The organism is Arthrobacter sp. B0316-1-20, assembly GCF_059091865.1.
On sequence record NZ_JBNHHC010000009.1, the window covers coordinates 49980 to 67071 of the forward strand.

Consider the following 17092-nt stretch of genomic DNA (forward strand, 5'->3'; position numbering starts at 1 on the left):
CTAGGTATCAGGGAGGGCGGCCGTCCGGCCAGGCCGTCTTGGGCTCAGGCCTTGAGGGCCAAAACGAAGGGCAGGACCGCTTCGGCCCCGGCGAGGCGCAGCGCGCGTCCGGCCACGGTCAGGGTCCAGCGGCTGTCGGCGACGTCGTCGACCAGAAGCACGGGGCCGCGGTTTTGCGCCAACCAGGCTTCACCGCCCTCGGGGACCTGGAACTGGTCCCACACATCGGCCAACCGGAAGGCGCTGTTGCCGCCGGGGCCGCTGCGGGGTCCGCCGTGCGGGACGGTGAGTTCGCCCAGGTAGGGCAGCCGGCCGATCTCGGACAGGCCGCGGGCCAGTGACTGCACCAGCAGCGGCCTGCTGCGGGAGGGGACGCTGACGATGCCGACCGGGCGTTGTGCCCAACCCCACTGCGCCAGGACCTGGACGCAGGCGTTCAGCATGGCCGGGTCCACTTCGCGGTCCGGCGCCCCGTCCGCGAAGACTTCGCGCAGCTTTCCGCCCCAGCCCAGGTCCGTCAGCCGGGCCAGGGCGCGGCCGCTGCCGTTGGCCTCCGCCGGCGGGATCTTGCCCTTGACCGGCACGCCCAGCTTGTTCATGCCGCTGGGCCACATGGCGCGCGGTTCCAGTTCGACGCCGGCACGTTGCAGGGCGGCGCCGGCGCTTTCGGTGGCCTCGGCCGCGATGGTGTCCGAGTACCAGGGTCCTGCGCAGTTGTCGCAGCGCCCGCAGGGCGCGGCGGCGGGATCGTCCAGGGCCCTGGCGAGGAATTCCATCCGGCAGCCGGAGGTGTTCTCGTAGTCCAGCATGGCGTTCTGTTCGGCCACCCGGGCCTGCGAAATGCGTCCGTAGCGCTCCGCGTCGTAGGTCCAGGGCTGGCCGGTTCCCTCCCAGCCGCCGCTGACCTTGCGCACCGCGCCGTCCACGGAGAGGACCTTCAGCAAGAGTTCCAGCGGGGACCGTTTCAGGTTCACCAGCGTCTCCAGTGCCGCGGTGGACAGCACGGTCCCCGGGACGGAGAGCTCGCGCAGCACGGCCGTTGCCGTGCCCTCGTTCGGCATCGACGCCGTGGCAAAGTACTCCCAGATGTCCCGGTCTTCGGTACCGGGCAGGAGCAGCACGTCGGCGTTCGGAGTTCCGCGTCCTGCGCGCCCCACCTGCTGGTAGTAGGCCACCGGGGAACTCGGCGCACCCAGGTGCACCACAAAGCCCAGGTCGGGTTTGTCGAAGCCCATGCCGAGGGCGCTGGTGGCCACCAGCGCCTTGACCCGGTTCTCCTTCAGCGCCGCCTCAGCCTGTTCCCGCTCGGCGGGATCGGTCCGGCCGGTGTAGGCGGCCACCTCGTGGCCGGCCTCGCGGAGGAGCCGAGCCGTGTCCTCGGCGGCGGAAACCGTGAGGGCGTAGATGATTCCGCTGCCGGGCAGGTCGTCCAGGTGCGTGAGCAGCCACCCGAGCCGGGCACGCGGGCTGGCCAGGCGGAGCACTCCCAGCCGCAGCGACGCGCGGGCGAGCGGGCCCCGGATGGTGAGCACTCCGCCGTCGTGCCCGGGGGCGGCATGCACGCCGAGTTGCTCCTCGATGTCGTGGACCACGCGGGAATTGGCGGTGGCCGTGGTGGCCAGTACCGGGACCCGCTCGGGCAGTCGGGCGATCAGGTCCCGGATCCGCCGGTAGTCCGGGCGGAAGTCGTGGCCCCAGTCGGAAATGCAGTGCGCCTCGTCGACCACGAGCAGGCCGGAGCTTTGCACCAGCTGCGGCAGCTGTTCGTCGCGGAACCGCGGATTGTTCAGCCGCTCGGGCGAGACCAGCAGCACGTCCACGGTATTGGCGGCCAACTGCTCCTGGACCTGGCCCCATTCCAGCTGGTTCGCCGAGTTGATCGCCGCGGCCCGCACCCCCGCGCGTTCGGCCGCCGCCACCTGGTCGCGCATGAGCGCGAGCAGGGGCGAGACGATCAGGGTGGGGCCGGCGCCACGGCGGCGCAGCAGGAGGCTCGCCACGAAGTAGACCGCCGATTTTCCCCAGCCGGTGCGCTGCACCACCAGCGCCCGGCGCCCGCCGGAAACCAACGCCTCGACAGCCTCGAACTGGCCCTCGTGGAACTGGGCCGTGTCATTGCCCACCAGGGCACGCAGCAGCGCGGTGGCCTCCCCGCGCAGCCCGCCGTCGTCCTGCCGGGGCCCCGCCGTTCCCGTCGTCACCGCGTCCGTTGTCCCGTCGATCAGCTCAGCCATGCTGCCCAGTATCGCAGCCGCCGAGGACAACCTGGCCCTTTTCCACAGCAGCCCCTTATAAGCTGGTGAAGTGAGCAGCATAGATCTTGGCCTGTCCTTCAAGGCGTACGACGTCCGCGGGATCGTGGGCGAAACCATTACGGCGGCGACCGTCGAGGCGACCGGCGCCGCGTTCGTGGACGTGTTGTCCCTGGCCGGGCAGACCGTGCTGGTGGGCGGCGACATGCGCCCGTCCTCGCCGGAATTCGCCGCCGCGTTCGCCCACGGCGCGGCCGGCCGCGGGGCCAACATCCAAATGCTGGGGCTGATCTCCACCGATGAGCTCTACTACGCCTGCGGGTCCCTGGACGCCGCCGGGGTGGTGTTCACCGCCAGCCACAACCCTGCGCAGTACAACGGCCTGAAGATGGCCAAGCCCGGGGCGGTGCCGGTCTCCTCCGACACCGGCATGTTCGACATCCGCGACCTGGCGCAGAAGTACCTCGAGACGGGGATCCCCGACGGCACCGAACCCGGGACCATCAGCGAAACCAACGTGCTGGCCGGTTACGCCTCCTACCTGCGCTCCCTGGTGGACCTGGCCGGCATCCGGCCGCTGAAGGTAGTCGTGGACGCCGGCAACGGCATGGCCGGGATGACCACCCCCGCCGTGCTCGGCGACACCCTGCTGCCGGCGCTGCCGCTTCAGGTCGTGCCGCTGTATTTCGAGCTGGACGGCACGTTCCCCAACCATCCGGCCAACCCCTTGGAACCGGAAAACCTGGTGGACCTGCAGGCCGCCGTCACCGAGCACGGGGCGGACCTCGGCCTAGCCTTCGACGGCGACGCCGACCGGTGCTTCGTGATCGATGAGACAGGGGCGGTGGTCTCCCCCTCGGCAATCACCGCGCTGGTCGCCCGGCGCGAAATCGCCCGCGCCCGCGCCGCCGGCGAAGAAAGCCCGGCGGTGATCCACAACCTGATCACCTCCCGCGCCGTGCCCGAAACCATCACCGCCGCCGGCGGACGCCCGGTCCGCACCCGGGTGGGACACTCGTTCATCAAGGCGCACATGGCCGAGGAGAAGGCCGTGTTCGGCGGCGAACACTCCGCGCACTATTACTTTCGCGACTTCTACAACGCCGACACCGGCATGCTCGCCGCCATGCACGTGCTCGCCGCCCTCGGCGAGCAGGACGCACCGCTGTCCAAGCTTGCCGCCGAATACGACCCCTACCACGCCACGGGCGAACTGAACTCCCAGGTCGAAGACAAGGACGCCGCGATCGCCCGCGTGCTGGCCGACTTCGCCCCCGCCCTCGCGTCCGACCCCGCCGCGGCCGGAACCGACACGACCGCCGCCAGCTGCCCGGCCCCCTACGCGGGCACCGGCGTGAGCGTGGACCGGCTCGACGGCACCACCGTGATCGCCGACGACGGAACCTGGTGGTTCAACCTGCGCCCCTCCAACACCGAACCCTTCCTGCGGCTGAACGCCGAGGCGACCAGCCCCGGCCTGCTCGACACCCTCCGCGGGCACGTCCTGGCCCGCGTCCGGGAAACAGCATGAGCGCCTCGTGGCGCGAGGGCATCCCCGCGGAGATCCTGGCCGATATCGACACGCTGTTCGGAACCGGGCTCGGGGTGGCGCAGGAACAGTTGACCGAGCACGGGGCGTTCCTGCCCGCGGCCCTGGTCACCACGCACGACGGCGGCCTGCGGCTCGTCGTGGTCTCCCCCGATGACCTGGACGCCGAGGCAGCCGAGGTCAACGTGGATGGCATGATCGAGGACCTGTACGCCACCCTGCGCCATGACCGCGCCGATTTCCGCGCCATCGCCGTGATCAGCGACATCTTCCTGCCCGAAGAGGACGCCGACGCGATCCAGATTGCCGTGGAGCACTCGGCCGGCATCGCGGTCTCGGCCATACAGCCCTACCATCACGACGACGACGGCGCCTGGAGCTACCCGGACCCGTTCGTGGACCCGCAGGAACGCCTGGTATGGCCCGACGAGGAACCCGACGCAGAAGCCGGGCCTCCCCGGGGCTGATCCGCCGGCGCCGCGCGGAACGGCGGCAATTCCGGCCGCGCCGGACGGCTAAAATTGGCGGCATGCGTATCAATGCCTTCTCCGACGTGTGCCTGCGTGCACTGATGCTGCTGTCCGCGGCGCCGGAGGGCGAATTGATGACCACGCAGGCGGTCGCCGACGGCGTCGGCACCCCGTACAACCACGTCAGCAAGGCGGTGCTGAAGCTGCGCTCGCTCGGACTGGTCGAGGCGGTGCGCGGCCGCTCCGGCGGCATCCGGATCAGCGCCGCCGGGCGGCTGGCGACGGTGGGCGGCCTGCTGCGGACTCTCGACGCGCGGGAGGACCTGGTGGATTGCGAGTCCGCCAGCGGCGACTGCCCGATGAACAACAACTGCGCGCTGCGTGGGGCGCTGCGCCGGGCCCGCGAGGCCTTTTACCGCGAACTGGATCCCCTCGTCGTGTCCTCGTTGCCGCACCCGTCGCAGATGGAACCCGTCTTTTTGGCATTGCTGAACCGCCGCCCCGCGTGATCCGCGGCGGGCCACCACCACGGACTCAACCGGTCTGGCGGCCCGAGAGCTTGTCGCGCAGCCGGTCCACCATGCCGACGCCGGGGCCCAGGGTCTTGTGGAACAGCTCGGAGTGCGGGGCGCTGGGATGGGGCCTGGTCGGCGCGACTTTCTTGGCGTTCTGGACCTTTTCACCCAGCTCAACGAGCCGCTCCGGGGGGATGTGGGCGCGCAGCTTCGGGAACTGATCCGTCTCCTCGTCGTTGGCGTGGTGGCGCAACTGCCCTTCGAGTTCCCTGACCAGCTCCATGAAGGTTGGGTCGGAGGAGTCAACGTCCTCCATCCGCTTCATCAGCTGGACGATCTCATCGTGCTCCTTCTTGTCATGCTCAACCTCTTCCTTGCCGTTCGGCACGTGCTCTTCGATCGCGGGATAGACGAGCATCTCTTCCGCGACGGCGTGGCGCATCACCTCCGCGATGACGGTATCGGCCAGGTCCCGGCGCTGGCCCGGGTCGGCGGTCTGCTCGATCTGGCTGAGCAGTTCAATCATTTCGCGGTGATCGGTCGTGAGGATATCGATGACATCCCCGCCCTGCGTATCGGCCATGACGCCCCTCCTTGGGTCGTTGCTCGTGAGCGTGCGTAGGAGGGCTCAACATACCAACGAGCGGCATTCGATTCCACGGTCCGAAGCGCTTTCGGGGTTGGGAGCGCGAAATCGGGGCAGCCGGTCTAGACCGGACGCGCGGTGTGTCCGCAGTTAAGCGGATGAGGCCCCCGCGCAGGTGCGCGGGGGCCTCATGTCGGGAACCTGTCATGGCGTCCCGCGTTCAGTCACTCAGGCGAAGCGGGCCTGGAGCTGCTTGAGTTCGGCGTCCAGCTCATCGGGCAGGGAATCGCCGAACTGCGCGTACCATTCCTCAATGCCCTTAAGCTCTTCCTTCCACTCCGCCGGATCCACCTTGACGGCTTCTTCCACCTGAGCCTGGGTCATGTCCAGCCCGGTCAGGTCGATGGAGTCGCCGGTCGGGATGTAGCCGATCGGGGTTTCCGCGGCGTCCGCGGTGCCCTCGATGCGTTCGATGGCCCACTTGAGCACGCGGGAGTTCTCCCCGAAGCCCGGCCACGCGAAGCCGCCGTCGGCATTGCGGCGGAACCAGTTGACCAGGAATACCTTGGGCAGGCGGTCCGGGTTGGCCTTGCCCTCGATGGTGCCCCAGTGCTTGAGGTAGTCGCCGGCGTTGTAGCCGATGAACGGAAGCATGGCCATCGGGTCGCGGCGGACCACACCTACTTCGCCGGCGGCGGCGGCGGTGGTCTCCGACGACAGGGTGGAGCCCATGAAGATGCCGTTGGTCCACGAGCGGGCCTGGGTAACCAGCGGGATGGTGGTCTTGCGGCGCCCGCCGAAGAGGATCGCATGGATCTCCACACCGTCGGGGCTGTAGTACTCCTGGGCCAGCATGTCGATCTGTGAGATCGGCGTGCAGAAGCGCGAGTTCGGGTGCGCCGCCGGCCGGCCGGAGTCAGGCGTCCAGTCGTTGCCCTGCCAGTCGATGAGGTGATCGGGCACTTCGTCGGTCATGCCCTCCCACCAGACGCCGCCGTCGTCGGTAAGCGCCACATTGGTGAAGATGGAGTTGCCCTTGGCGATGGCGCGCATGGCGTTGGGGTTGGTGCTCCAGCCTGTGCCCGGTGCGACGCCGAACAGGCCGTACTCGGGGTTCACACCGCGCAGTTCGCCCTCCTTGCCGATGCGCATCCAGTTGATGTCGTCGCCGAGGGTCTCGGCCTTCCAGCCCTCAATGGTCGGATCCAGCAGCGCGAGGTTGGTCTTGCCGCAGGCCGAGGGGAAGGCGGCCGCAATGTTGTACGCCTTGCCCTGCGGGCTGGTGAGCTTGAGGATCAGCATGTGCTCGGCCAGCCAGCCTTCGTCGCGGGCAATGACCGAGGCGATGCGCAGGGCGTAGCACTTCTTGCCGAGCAGCGCGTTGCCGCCGTAGCCGGAGCCGTAGGACCAGATGGACCGTTCCTCGGGGAAGTGCACGATCCACTTCTCCTCATTGCACGGCCAGACGACGTCGGCTTCCCCTGGTTCCAGCGGGGCGCCGACGGAATGCAGCGCGGGGACGAAGAAGGCGTCCTCTTGCTCCATCTTGCGCAGCACGTCGGTGCCGATGCGCGCCATGATGCGCATGGAGGCGACCACATAGGCCGAGTCGGTGATTTCAACGCCGTACTGCGGCTGTTCCGCGTCCAGAGGCCCCATGACAAAGGGGATCACGTACATCGTGCGTCCGCGCATGCTGCCGGCGAAGCGCTCCGTGAGGATCGACTTCATCTTCGCGGGGTCCATCCAGTTGTTGGTGAACCCTGCGTCTGCCTCCTTCTCGGAGCAGATGAAGGTCCGCTCTTCGACCCGGGCGACGTCCTTCGGGTCGGAGAAGCCGACGAAAGAGTTCGGGAACAGCTCCGGGTTCAGCCGCTTCAGCGTCCCGGCCTCGACCAGCTGATCGGTCAGGAGGGCGTACTCCTCTTCGGAGCCGTCCACCCAATAGACAGAGTCGGGCTGCGTCAGCTCTGAAACTTCGGCAACCCAGGCCAGAAGCTTTGCGTGTGTAGTTGGGGCATCCATAAGTGTTTCCTCAAGAACCGGCTGACGCGTGATATCGCCCATGACTCATCCCTTTCCTGGGCCAGTGGTGTTTCTAGATGCTATGGGTCGATGGCTAGACCAGCGGGCTGCAGAAAAAGGAAAATAGGTCTGGCTAGATGGGTAGAGCCCGGAAATCCGGGGATTTTCTACGTGTCAAGGCCCACAGGTGTGATTAAGGTCATATAGACCGGTCTAGTTAATGTTTCCCTTCAGGGGCTGCCCGACGCGGCTTCCCGCGATCAGCGGCCGCCCGGCGGGCCGGCGATGGAGACTCCTCTGGGTCAGGCAGACGGGCCTCGAGGGGTGAGGTGGCGCTCCCACAAGCAGCGATGCGCGGAATTCCGGGGCGGAGGCGGGCGGGGCTCCCTCGATTTGGCGACTGTCCGGCAAACACGCTACAGTTGTATCCGGCCGCGAGGCCAAGCGCCCATAGCTCAGCTGGATAGAGCGTCTGTCTACGGAACAGAAGGCCGGGGGTTCGAATCCCTCTGGGCGCACCAACGAAATGCAGTCCGGTCATCGACCGGGCTGCATTTTTCTTTGCCGGCAACGTGCCGCGGCTCCAGCGGTTTTACCGGCCACTCCCCTCTCCGGGCTCCAGTGTCTCAACTTCGGATACTGGGAATTTCATCACCAGGGCGTGGACCCGGAGAAACTGCGGGAGGTTCCGCGCTGGCACACCGGCTACCGTCTACACTCAGCTGGAGCGCGATGTGCTCGGTGTGTGGAGCACCAGCGGTCGAGGGTCAACGCCGCGTTAGGCCTAGGCCTGGCCAGCCAGGGCTTCACGGAAACCTGCAGCGTAGGAGGTTGAGATGACGGCGACCCAGGCAAACCTGGCCGTGTTCCAGCAGCACCGCGGGCTGCTCTTTGGGGCGGCGTACCGCCTCTTGGGCAGCGCCGCCGACGCGGAGGACGTCCTGCAGGAGGCATGGCTGCGGTTCTCCGACGTGCCGCAGGACCATGTCCGGGAACCGCGTGCCTTCCTGCTGCGAACGGTAACCAATCTGGCGCTGAACCAGATCCGCGCCCAGCAGCGCCGTCGCGAAAATTACGTCGGGCCCTGGCTGCCCGAGCCGGTCAGTTCCCTGCCGGATGCGCCGAGCCCTCCCGCACCGGACGAAGCCGCCGTGCTGGCCGACGATGTTTCGCTGGCCATGCTGGTGGTCCTGGAACAGCTCTCCCCCTTGGAACGTGCGGCCTACATCCTGGGCGAGGTCTTCGGCTACCCGGCACCGGAGATTGCCCGGACGCTGGGCCGCTCGCCCGCGGCGGTGCGGCAACTCATCTCGCGTGCCCGCGGCCACGTTGCCAGCCGGCAAGCCAGGAACCAGGTGGATCCTGCCCTGCACCGGAGGATCACCGAGCAGTTCCTGCAGGCGGCCAACACCGGGGCCATCGAGCCGCTGCTGGGCCTGCTGGCCCCGGACGTTGTGCTGACCAGCGACGGCGGCGGACAGAAGACCTCGGCGCTGCGGCCCATCTTCGGGGTGGAGAAGGTGCTGCGCTTCCTGCTCGGCATCACCGGCAAGCCGGACGCCCCCTTCCACCTGCACGTCGCCGACGTCAACGGGCTGCCCGGGTTGGTGGCCGTTGACGCGGACGGTGCAGTGGACACGGTCGCCGGCTTCCGGATCGATGAGGGCTTGGTCCGCGAAATTTTCCTCATCCGCAACCCGGACAAGCTTGGCCGCATCCGCATCTAGCAGGTGCACTGACCCGGCCGTCATGAGACGGTTGAAACAGGAGTCCGCGCCATCGTGTGCGCTCCTGTTATGTGTTGGTCCCGTATTGAGGAGGAATACCCATGAAGGTCACCGCCGCCGTCGTACGCGAGACGGGCGCACCGCTTTCAGTCGAAGAACTGGAGCTCGCCGATCTCCGGCCCGACGAGGTGAGGGTCCGCATGGTCGCCACCGGCATCTGTCACACGGATTCGACCGCACGCGACGGGGCGTATCCCCTCCAATGGCCGGCGGTGCTCGGACACGAGGGCGCCGGCGTTGTGGAGGATGTGGGCATAGCGGTGACGAGCGTCAAGGCCGGTGACCACGTGGTGCTGGCGCCGGCATCGTGTGGTACGTGCAAGCAGTGCCGCCGCGGGGAGATGGCCTACTGCGAGCACTACATCGGCATTAATCTCAGTGGTCGCCGTACCGCGCTCTCGGCCGACGGTGAATCCGTGGCCTCCCACTTCTTCGGCCAGTCGTCCTTCTCGTCGTACGCGAACGTGCTGGAGCGCTGCGTGGTCAAGGTGGACCCCGACGTTCCGCTGGAGATGCTCGCCCCGCTGGGGTGCGGGCTGCAGACCGGTGCTGGGGCGGTGCTCAACGAGCTGCGGCCGGAGGCGGCATCATCGCTGGCGGTGATCGGCGCCGGGGCGGTCGGCTCGGCGGCGATCATGGCGGCCAAGATCGCCGGCTGCACGACGGTGATCGCGGTGGATCTGCACGACAACCGCCTGGAGACGGCCCTCGAACTCGGCGCCACCCACACCATTAACTCCGCCAAGACGGACATGGGCGAGGAACTGAACCGCATCACCGGCGGGGAGGGTGTGGACTACATCGTCGATACCACCTCGGTGCCCGCTGTGCTCAACCAGGCTGCGCGCGCGCTGGCCTTCCGCGGCACGCTCGTGGCCGTGGGCAACACGACCTTCGGCACCGAGGCACCGTTCGAGATCGGCGAGTCCCAGGTGAAGGGATGGACATTTAAAATGAACGTCCAGGGCAGCTCGGTGTACCAGGTCTTCATCCCGCGCCTGATCGAGCTGTGGAAGCAAGGACGGTTTCCGTACGACAAGCTGGTCAAGACCTACCCCTTTGCCGACATCAACCAGGGGTTCGAGGATTCGGCCGGCGGTTCCACGATCAAGCCGATCCTCCTCTTCTGACCGGCTGACCGGCGGGATCCGCGCCCGGCTGAAACGCGTCCGCACCAGGCGCCGGCCGGCCACGCGTCAGCGCAGCACCACGAAGTCCGTCACCGCGGCGTCGCGGCCGTCCAGCTCCGCCCAGCTCTTGCCGTGCTGCAGTACGGTCAGGCCCGAGGTCGGATAGTGGGTGGCCATGTCCACCACGGCCTCCTCGTCCGAATCCACCGATGCGAGCCGCATCGCCAGGTCCTGCACCGCCGGCATGTGGGCCACCACCAGCAGGGACGTGATGGTGTCGGGCAGCCGGTTGATCTCGGACAGCACGCGCACGGCCGGCGCATCGTAGAGTTCGTCGGACAGCATGGGAGTCGGCGCCTTCTCCCCCAGCTCGCTGCACACCCAGGTGCAGGTCTGGCGGGTCCGCAGTGCCGACGAGCACAGGATGAAGTCCGGGATGCAGTCGTGCTCCACCATCCACCGTCCGATCTGCGGCGCCTCGTCGTGGCCGCGCTGGGCCAGCGGCCGCTCGTGGTCCTCGACGCCCAGCGGCCACGCGGCCTTGGCGTGGCGCATGATCATCAGCTTCTTCAGGTGGTGGTCGTTCACACCACGAGTGTATGCGGCCCTTGTCAGCGCCTCCGCGCGATGCGAGGCTCGGGACATGGCAGAGCGGACCCTGGAAGCGGATGTCGTGGTACTCGGGGCCGGGGCGGTCGGCGAGAATGTGGCGGACCGGACCACCCGCGGCGGACTTAAGACCATCCTGGTGGAATCGGCGCTGGTCGGCGGCGAGTGTTCCTATTGGGCCTGCATGCCCTCCAAGGCCCTGCTGCGCCCGGGCACGGCCCTGCAGGCCGCGCGAAGCGTCAAGGGCGCGGCCGAAGCCGTGACCGGCGGCCTGGCGGCGGAGGCCGTGCTGGCCCGCCGCGATTCCTTCACCTCCGGCTGGGACGACGCCTCGCAGGTGGAGTGGGTGAAGGGCGCCGGCATCGAACTGGTCCGGGGCACCGCCCGGCTTAGCGGTCCGCGCGAAGTGACGGCAACGGACGACGACGGGACGCTGACCCGCATCACCGCACGGCACGCCGTCGTGCTGGCCACCGGTTCCTCCCCGAACGTGCCGCCGCTGCCCGGGCTGGACGGCGTCGATTTCTGGGGAACCCGCGAAGCCACCGCCGCGCAGGAGGTTCCGGAGAGCCTGCTGGTGCTGGGCGGCGGCGTCTCCGGCTGCGAGCTCGCGCAGGCGTATGCCCGGTTGGGCACCGACGTCACCTTGGTGGCACGCGGAGACCTGCTGGCGAGCGTCCCCGAACCCGCGCGGCGGCTGGTGGAAGCCGGGCTGCGCCGCGACGGGGTGCGGCTCCGGCTCCACACGGCGGCGTCACGGGTGGCTGCGCACGACGGCGGCGTCAGCCTCGCCCTGACGGCTGCGGGTGCGGACGGGGAGACCGGTGCGGCGGGCACCTTCACAGCCGACAAGCTCCTGGTGTCCACCGGACGACGGCCTGCCCTCTCCGGCCTTGGCCTGGAGGAGCTGGGACAGGATCCGAAGCGGCTGCAGGTCGACGCCAGCGGACGCGTGGTCGGCGTCGACGGGGGCTGGCTGTATGCGGTCGGAGACGCCGCCGGCAAAGCCCAACTGACACACCAGGGCAAGTACCAGGCGCGGGCCACGGGGGACGCGATCGCCGCCCGGGCGGCCGGCGAGCTGGACGGCGACCCGGAAGCGTGGAGCCGCTTCGCCAGCACCGCCGACGACGCGGCGGTTCCCTCGGTGATCTTTACCGATCCGGAGGTCGCCGTCGTCGGTCTCACCGAAGAGCAGGCCCGGGAGCGCGGGCTGGCCGTGTCCGCGACCCAACTGCCGATCGCCGTCGCCGGCTCCTCGCTGTATGCCGACGGCTACCAGGGCTGGGCCCAGATGGTGGTGGACGAGGACCGCCAGGTCATCGTGGGCATGACGTTCGCCGGCCCCGGTGTCAGCGAGTTGCTGCACTCGGCGACCATCGCCGTCGTCGGCCAGGTCCCGCTGGACCGGCTCTGGCACGCGGTGCCCTCCTACCCCACCATCAGCGAAGTCTGGCTCCGCCTGCTCGAGGCTTACGGGCTGTAGCGCGGCGGGGCGAAGTCAGGCAGGACCTAGATCGAGTACTCCGGGGCAGCCCAAACGACTACTTCCGGGTGCTCGTAGAACCGGTAGCCCTGGCCGCGGACGGTGCGCACGGTGTTGGCCAGGCGGCCCAGCTTGGACCGGAGCCGGCGGATGTGCACGTCGATGGTGCGTTCGTTCGGGACTTCCTCGGCGTTCTTCCACAGGCCGGAGAGCAGCTCTTCGCGGCCGACGGTGCGGGTGGCGTTCTCCACGAGGTAGTTGAGCAGCTCGAATTCCTTGAACGTCAGGTTCAGGGTCTCGCCGTCCAGGTGCACCTCGCGGCGGGACAGATCGATCAGGACGCCGCTGGGACGGCTGGCATGCGAGGCCGGCTGCGGCTGGCGTTGGATTTCCACGGCCGCGGTCCGCGGGCGGCGGCTGACGGTCGGATCGCCCAGGGCTTGGCGCACTACGTCAATGTTCTCGCCCGGGGCATCGGCCGGCGCCAGTGCCACGGCCCCGTGGCTCTGTGCGTCGGGAGCGAGCGACTGCACGTAGGCGCGCACCTGGGAAGCCAGCTTGCTCAGCGTGGTCCCCTGGGCGGCGGCAGCCTCCTCGTCCAGGCCGACATAAAGAACGAACCCGCGGGCAACAGTGTCATTCGACACCGCCTGCGGGCCGGGAATTCCATTGGGGGTGACCACGGGGGTGGGGGCAGTGGTCGGATGGGGGGCAGCGGCGTCGAACTGGCCGGGAACAGCACGCAGCACGCGGTAGGCCTGCTGCTCCCCCGGGTAAGACGGCTGTCCGGCGAACTGCGGGTTCTGCCCGGCTGCCTGTCGCTGCGCGGCTGCCGCACGGTTCTGGGCGTTGCGGACGGAGATGTGGACGTATCCGGATGAAACTGACATTAGAACCTCATGTGTGAAAATGGCCGTCATCACGGCGCGAATGCATGGGTATGCCCGCACGGGATGTGTTTCTGGCGCCCGCCATTGGACAGATGAATTGCCTGGAATAACTCGAGGGGTGGTGAGTTAGGCCTGCATTCGGCAACAGTCCGCCAGTGCGCCGGGATACGTCCCGTAACTGAAGGCTGCGGCTGCAGATGCTGTTGCGTTGTTGTTCACAACCATGAGTTTGGCGCGTAACAATGCCTACGTGCAAGTAATATAAGCCTGCTTGTCTCACATAGTGAGAAGAAACAGTGCTTTTGTGCCACACATCACACCACGCCCGTGCATAAATATCAGCCGAACACCGCTCATGCGGGGCGCCAATGAATAAATATGCATTGTTGGTTTTGCCTCGTGGTGAGGCGCACTAGATGCAAAGCGCCGGCGTTTGCAAACCGTCCAAAATGTGGACACGCACTGGAACGTGCGGGCCCCCGATCTTCGGTCCAGCAGTTCCTGCGTGGTGCCCCTCGCCGGCTGGTTCAGCCGGCAGTTCCGTGAGTGGTGCCACCTCGCCGGCTGGTTCAGCCGGCAACGCCGTACAGCCGGTCCCCTGCGTCACCCAGGCCGGGCACGATGTAGGCCTTCTCATCCAGCCGCTCGTCGATGGACGCCACCACAATCGACACGTTCTTGTCTTCGAGCTCATCGCGCAGGGCCTGCAGACCCTCCGGTGCCGCCAGCAGGCAGATGCAGGTGACGTCGGCGGCGCCTCGGGCGAAGAGAAACTTGATGGATTCGCGCAGCGTGCCGCCGGTGGCCAGCATGGGGTCGAGCACGAATACCTGACGGCCGGTGAGATCGGCCGGCAACCGCTCGGCATAAGTAATGATGTCCAGCGTTTCCTCGTTGCGCGCCATGCCCAGGAAACCGACCTCGGCGGTCGGCACCAGCTTGGTCATGCCCTCGAGCATGCCGAGGCCCGCGCGCAGAATGGGCACCACCAGCGGGGTTGGTTTGGTGAAGGCGGTCCCGATGGTCCGGGTGACCGGGGTCTCGATTTCCACCGGCTCGGTGTGGACGTCGCGGGTGGCCTCGTAGGCCAGCAGGGTCACCAGTTCTTCGGTGAGTTGGCGGAATACGGGCGACGGAGTGGTCTTGTCGCGGAGAACGGTGAGTTTGTGGGCAACAAGGGGATGATCCACTTCGAGTACGCGCATTCCACAAAACTACCGGCAGCCGGATAGCAGGGACAAACATCGGCCTGCCAGAATGGTGGCATGGGCCCAATTGATCCGCAGCACCACCAGTGGATGGGTCTTGCCCTGGACCAGGCCCGGTTGGCCCTGGAGACCTCCGACGTGCCGATCGGCGCCGTGGTGATGGGTCCCGACGGCGCGGTGCTGGGTTCCGGACGCAACGAACGGGAGGCGCTGCACGACCCGACCGGCCATGCCGAAATGGTGGCCATCCGGGAGGCGGCCAGAAAGCTTGGCTCCTGGCGCCTGGACGGCTGCACGCTGGTGGTCACGCTGGAGCCCTGCGCCATGTGCGCCGGCGCCATCGTGCTCGCCCGCATCCCGAAAGTTGTCTTCGGGGCGTGGGATGAGAAGGCCGGCGCGGCCGGCAGTGTTTTCGACATCCTGCGCGAACGTCGGCTGAACCACTGGGTGGAGGTCTACCCTGAGGTCCGCACGGAGGAATCAGCCGCCATGCTGCGCGCGTTCTTCGCGCGGCACCGCGGCGATCTCCCCCTCTGACTCAGGTGCCGGCCGCGCCGTTTTGGGGCTCAGGGCCAACAGCGGGTAAAGTTGACGCGTTGGTGACGTGTCCGAGCGGCCGAAGGTGCAACACTCGAAATGTTGTTTGGTGAAAGCCAACGTGGGTTCAAATCCCACCGTCACCGCCACTAGCAAGGCCCCGCTCCCCTCCTAAAGAAGGGAAGTGGGGCCTTTTGCTTTCGCCGCAGATCGGGACAGTTTGCCAACCTTGAGTCGCCGTTCGACGACCACCCGTAACGGCCAGAGCTTCTTCTGTTCCGCGCCTTACGGGCTTGGAACGAGCTCTACCGAATAACCTTCAGCTTTTTCATACAGCTGCCTCAGGTGTCCGCCGTGCCATTCCAGCCACAACGCGTCCGCTGCCCGCGTCACCTCTTCGACCCGGCCCTTCCGGACGGCCTTCCCATCCTTGCGGATCTGAACGTGCTGGCCTGTTAGGTCTTTCCAATTGTCTACCGTCATGGGAGACCTTTCCTCAATCTTGTGCAGTATTTTGACCGCTGCGTGGTGGTAAGAGAGGCAAAACGAGGGTGCAGCCACCGGTTGGGGGATGTCGCCATCGTTCCGCAACATCCCCCAACCGGCCCGGTCCCTGATGCGGGGCATGCGAAACCCCGCCGACGCGCGCAGTCAGGATCAGGGGTAGAGCCCGCGGGTCAGGTGCGCCTGTGCCACACGGTCGACCGCCGTCACCGTAGCGGCTTCGCGCAGGTTCAGGCCGCGCTTGGACGCAATGGACAGGACGTTCTCCCACGCCGCCAACATCCGGTGTTCCAGTTTTTCTTCAACTTCGGCAGCAGTCCACCAGTAGGCCTGATTGCCCTGCACCCACTCGAAGTAGGAGACGATGACGCCGCCCGCATTGGCGAGAATGTCCGGAACAACGAGCACGCCCTTGTCCTGCAGAATGACGTCCGCCGCCGCCGTGGTGGGGCCGTTGGCGCCTTCCACGATGACCTTGGCGCGCACCTTGTTGGCGTTGCCGCCGTGCAGCACGCCTTCTACTGCTGCGGGGACCAGCAGGTCCACCTCAAGCTCCAACAGCTCATCCGAAGGCATGGCACCTGCGCCGGCAAAGCCGACGACGCTGCCAGTCTCCTTGACATGGTCTTGCAGGGCACGGATGTTCAAGCCGTCAGCATTATGGATGGCCCCATACTGGTCGCCCACAGCCACAACGCTGACTCCGGCGTCGGCAAGGAACTCTGCGGCTCCGGCTCCCACCTTGCCGAAGCCTTGAACAGCCGCGGTGCTATGCCGTGGATCAAGCCCGGCGTGGGCAAGCGCTGCCAGCGCAACGTGCACGACGCCCCTGGATGTGGCGCTCGAACGGCCGAGGGAACCGCCAACGCTGACAGGCTTGCCCGTCACCACGCCTGGAACCGTGTATCCGACGTTGACCGAATAGGTGTCCATCATCCATGCCATGGTCTGTTCGTCAGTGCCGATGTCGGGCGCCGGCACGTCCTTCTCAGGGCCGATGATCGGCAGGATTTCGCTGGTGTAGCGGCGCGTAACGCGCTCCAATTCCTGCTGCGAGTAATTCCGCGGATCAATAGTGATCCCGCCCTTGGCGCCGCCGTAAGGGACGTCCAGCAGAGCGCACTTCCACGTCATCCACATTGCCAGTGCACGCACTTCGTCCAAGGAGACGTGCGGGCTGTAACGCAGTCCGCCCTTGGCGGGTCCGCGGGAAAAATTATGTTGCACGCGGTAACCGGTGAGAACCTCAACGCTGCCGTTGTCCCGGCGCAAGGGGATGCTCACGGAAAGCTCCCGGCGCGGCTGGGCCAGCAACTGGTGCAGCCCTTCGCTGTATCCCAGCGTACGGATTGCTGAAGCAAGCTGCCTGTGGGCGTTCTCCAGCGGTCCCGCGTCCTGGGTGGGAGCCGACGTGCCGTGCTCGGATGGTGCGGTTGACAGAGATAAGACAGGTGTCGTCATCGACAGAGGTTCCTTCTTGGCTTAGGTCTTTCGGAGGGTGTGCATGTGACGCTACAAGGGCGCGAAAGGGACGTCAGTGTGCG

Annotated in this window: 15 protein-coding genes and 2 tRNA genes; 9 read left to right on the forward strand and 8 right to left on the reverse strand. The window is 67.3% G+C overall.

Going from position 1 to position 17092, the window contains the following annotated elements:
- Positions 1-44 precede the first annotated feature (44 nt).
- Positions 45-2234, reverse strand: coding sequence for a RecQ family ATP-dependent DNA helicase (locus AC5RW2_RS16240; RefSeq protein ID WP_494074216.1), 2190 nt, complete (start codon positions 2232-2234; stop codon positions 45-47).
- Between the two features lie 70 nt (positions 2235-2304).
- Between AC5RW2_RS16240 and AC5RW2_RS16245 the strand changes: the two genes are divergently transcribed.
- The 3 genes from AC5RW2_RS16245 (at position 2305) to AC5RW2_RS16255 (ending at position 4780) form a co-directional block, all read left to right on the forward strand.
- Positions 2305-3783 (forward strand): phosphohexomutase domain-containing protein, encoded by a 1479-nt coding sequence (locus AC5RW2_RS16245; protein WP_494074217.1) that lies wholly within the window; start codon positions 2305-2307, stop codon positions 3781-3783.
- On the forward strand, positions 3780-4268 hold the full coding sequence (locus AC5RW2_RS16250; RefSeq protein WP_494002292.1) for a hypothetical protein: 489 nt from the start codon (positions 3780-3782) through the stop codon (positions 4266-4268). The genes AC5RW2_RS16245 and AC5RW2_RS16250 overlap by 4 nt, the downstream gene beginning before the upstream one ends.
- Positions 4269-4330: 62 nt before the next feature.
- The gene (locus AC5RW2_RS16255) at positions 4331-4780 is read left to right on the forward strand and encodes an RrF2 family transcriptional regulator (RefSeq protein WP_494002291.1); all 450 of its coding nucleotides are present in this window, start codon (positions 4331-4333) and stop codon (positions 4778-4780) included.
- 25 nt (positions 4781-4805) lie between these two features.
- Here AC5RW2_RS16255 and AC5RW2_RS16260 read toward each other — a convergent pair whose 3' ends face one another.
- Both AC5RW2_RS16260 and AC5RW2_RS16265 read right to left on the reverse strand, forming a co-directional pair.
- Entirely contained in the window at positions 4806-5369 is a 564-nt protein-coding gene (locus tag AC5RW2_RS16260) for a hemerythrin domain-containing protein (RefSeq protein WP_494002290.1), read from the reverse strand.
- A 231-nt stretch (positions 5370-5600) separates the two neighbouring features.
- On the reverse strand, positions 5601-7439 hold the full coding sequence (locus AC5RW2_RS16265) for a phosphoenolpyruvate carboxykinase (GTP) (protein WP_494002289.1): 1839 nt from the start codon (positions 7437-7439) through the stop codon (positions 5601-5603).
- Between the two features lie 402 nt (positions 7440-7841).
- On the opposite strand from AC5RW2_RS16265, the gene AC5RW2_RS16270 reads away from it, so the two are divergent.
- From AC5RW2_RS16270 to AC5RW2_RS16280, 3 genes are all read left to right on the forward strand, one after another.
- Positions 7842-7918 (forward strand) — tRNA-Arg (locus AC5RW2_RS16270).
- A 315-nt stretch (positions 7919-8233) separates the two neighbouring features.
- Positions 8234-9124, forward strand: coding sequence for an RNA polymerase sigma factor SigJ (gene sigJ, locus AC5RW2_RS16275; protein WP_494074218.1), 891 nt, complete (start codon positions 8234-8236; stop codon positions 9122-9124).
- Positions 9125-9225: 101 nt separating this feature from the next.
- Entirely contained in the window at positions 9226-10314 is a 1089-nt protein-coding gene (locus tag AC5RW2_RS16280) for an NAD(P)-dependent alcohol dehydrogenase (protein ID WP_494074219.1), read from the forward strand.
- A gap of 66 nt (positions 10315-10380) precedes the next feature.
- Here AC5RW2_RS16280 and AC5RW2_RS16285 read toward each other — a convergent pair whose 3' ends face one another.
- Positions 10381-10902 carry a SixA phosphatase family protein gene (locus AC5RW2_RS16285; RefSeq protein ID WP_494013019.1) on the reverse strand — a complete coding sequence of 174 codons (522 nt, stop codon included), beginning with the start codon at positions 10900-10902 and terminating at the stop codon, positions 10381-10383.
- 55 nt (positions 10903-10957) lie between these two features.
- Here AC5RW2_RS16285 and AC5RW2_RS16290 point away from each other — a divergent pair, with 55 nt between their 5' ends.
- Entirely contained in the window at positions 10958-12409 is a 1452-nt protein-coding gene (locus tag AC5RW2_RS16290) for a dihydrolipoyl dehydrogenase family protein (RefSeq protein ID WP_494074220.1), read from the forward strand.
- Between the two features lie 26 nt (positions 12410-12435).
- On the opposite strand, the gene AC5RW2_RS16295 is transcribed toward AC5RW2_RS16290, so the two are convergent.
- Positions 12436-13299 (reverse strand): winged helix-turn-helix domain-containing protein, encoded by an 864-nt coding sequence (locus tag AC5RW2_RS16295; RefSeq protein WP_494074221.1) that lies wholly within the window; start codon positions 13297-13299, stop codon positions 12436-12438.
- A 569-nt stretch (positions 13300-13868) separates the two neighbouring features.
- The gene (upp, locus tag AC5RW2_RS16300; RefSeq protein ID WP_494002283.1) at positions 13869-14504 is read right to left on the reverse strand and encodes a uracil phosphoribosyltransferase; all 636 of its coding nucleotides are present in this window, start codon (positions 14502-14504) and stop codon (positions 13869-13871) included.
- Between the two features lie 60 nt (positions 14505-14564).
- Between upp and AC5RW2_RS16305 the strand changes: the two genes are divergently transcribed.
- Both AC5RW2_RS16305 and AC5RW2_RS16310 read left to right on the forward strand, forming a co-directional pair.
- Entirely contained in the window at positions 14565-15044 is a 480-nt protein-coding gene (locus AC5RW2_RS16305; protein ID WP_494074222.1) for a nucleoside deaminase, read from the forward strand.
- 61 nt (positions 15045-15105) lie between these two features.
- Positions 15106-15193, forward strand: a tRNA-Ser gene (locus AC5RW2_RS16310).
- Positions 15194-15329: 136 nt separating this feature from the next.
- Here the strand turns inward: AC5RW2_RS16310 and AC5RW2_RS16315 are convergent.
- Positions 15330-15527, reverse strand: coding sequence for a hypothetical protein (locus AC5RW2_RS16315; RefSeq protein WP_494002281.1), 198 nt, complete (start codon positions 15525-15527; stop codon positions 15330-15332).
- 174 nt (positions 15528-15701) lie between these two features.
- Complete coding sequence (locus AC5RW2_RS16320; RefSeq protein ID WP_494074223.1) at positions 15702-17009, reverse strand: Glu/Leu/Phe/Val family dehydrogenase; 1308 nt, start codon at positions 17007-17009, stop codon at positions 15702-15704.
- Positions 17010-17092: the final 83 nt, after the last annotated feature.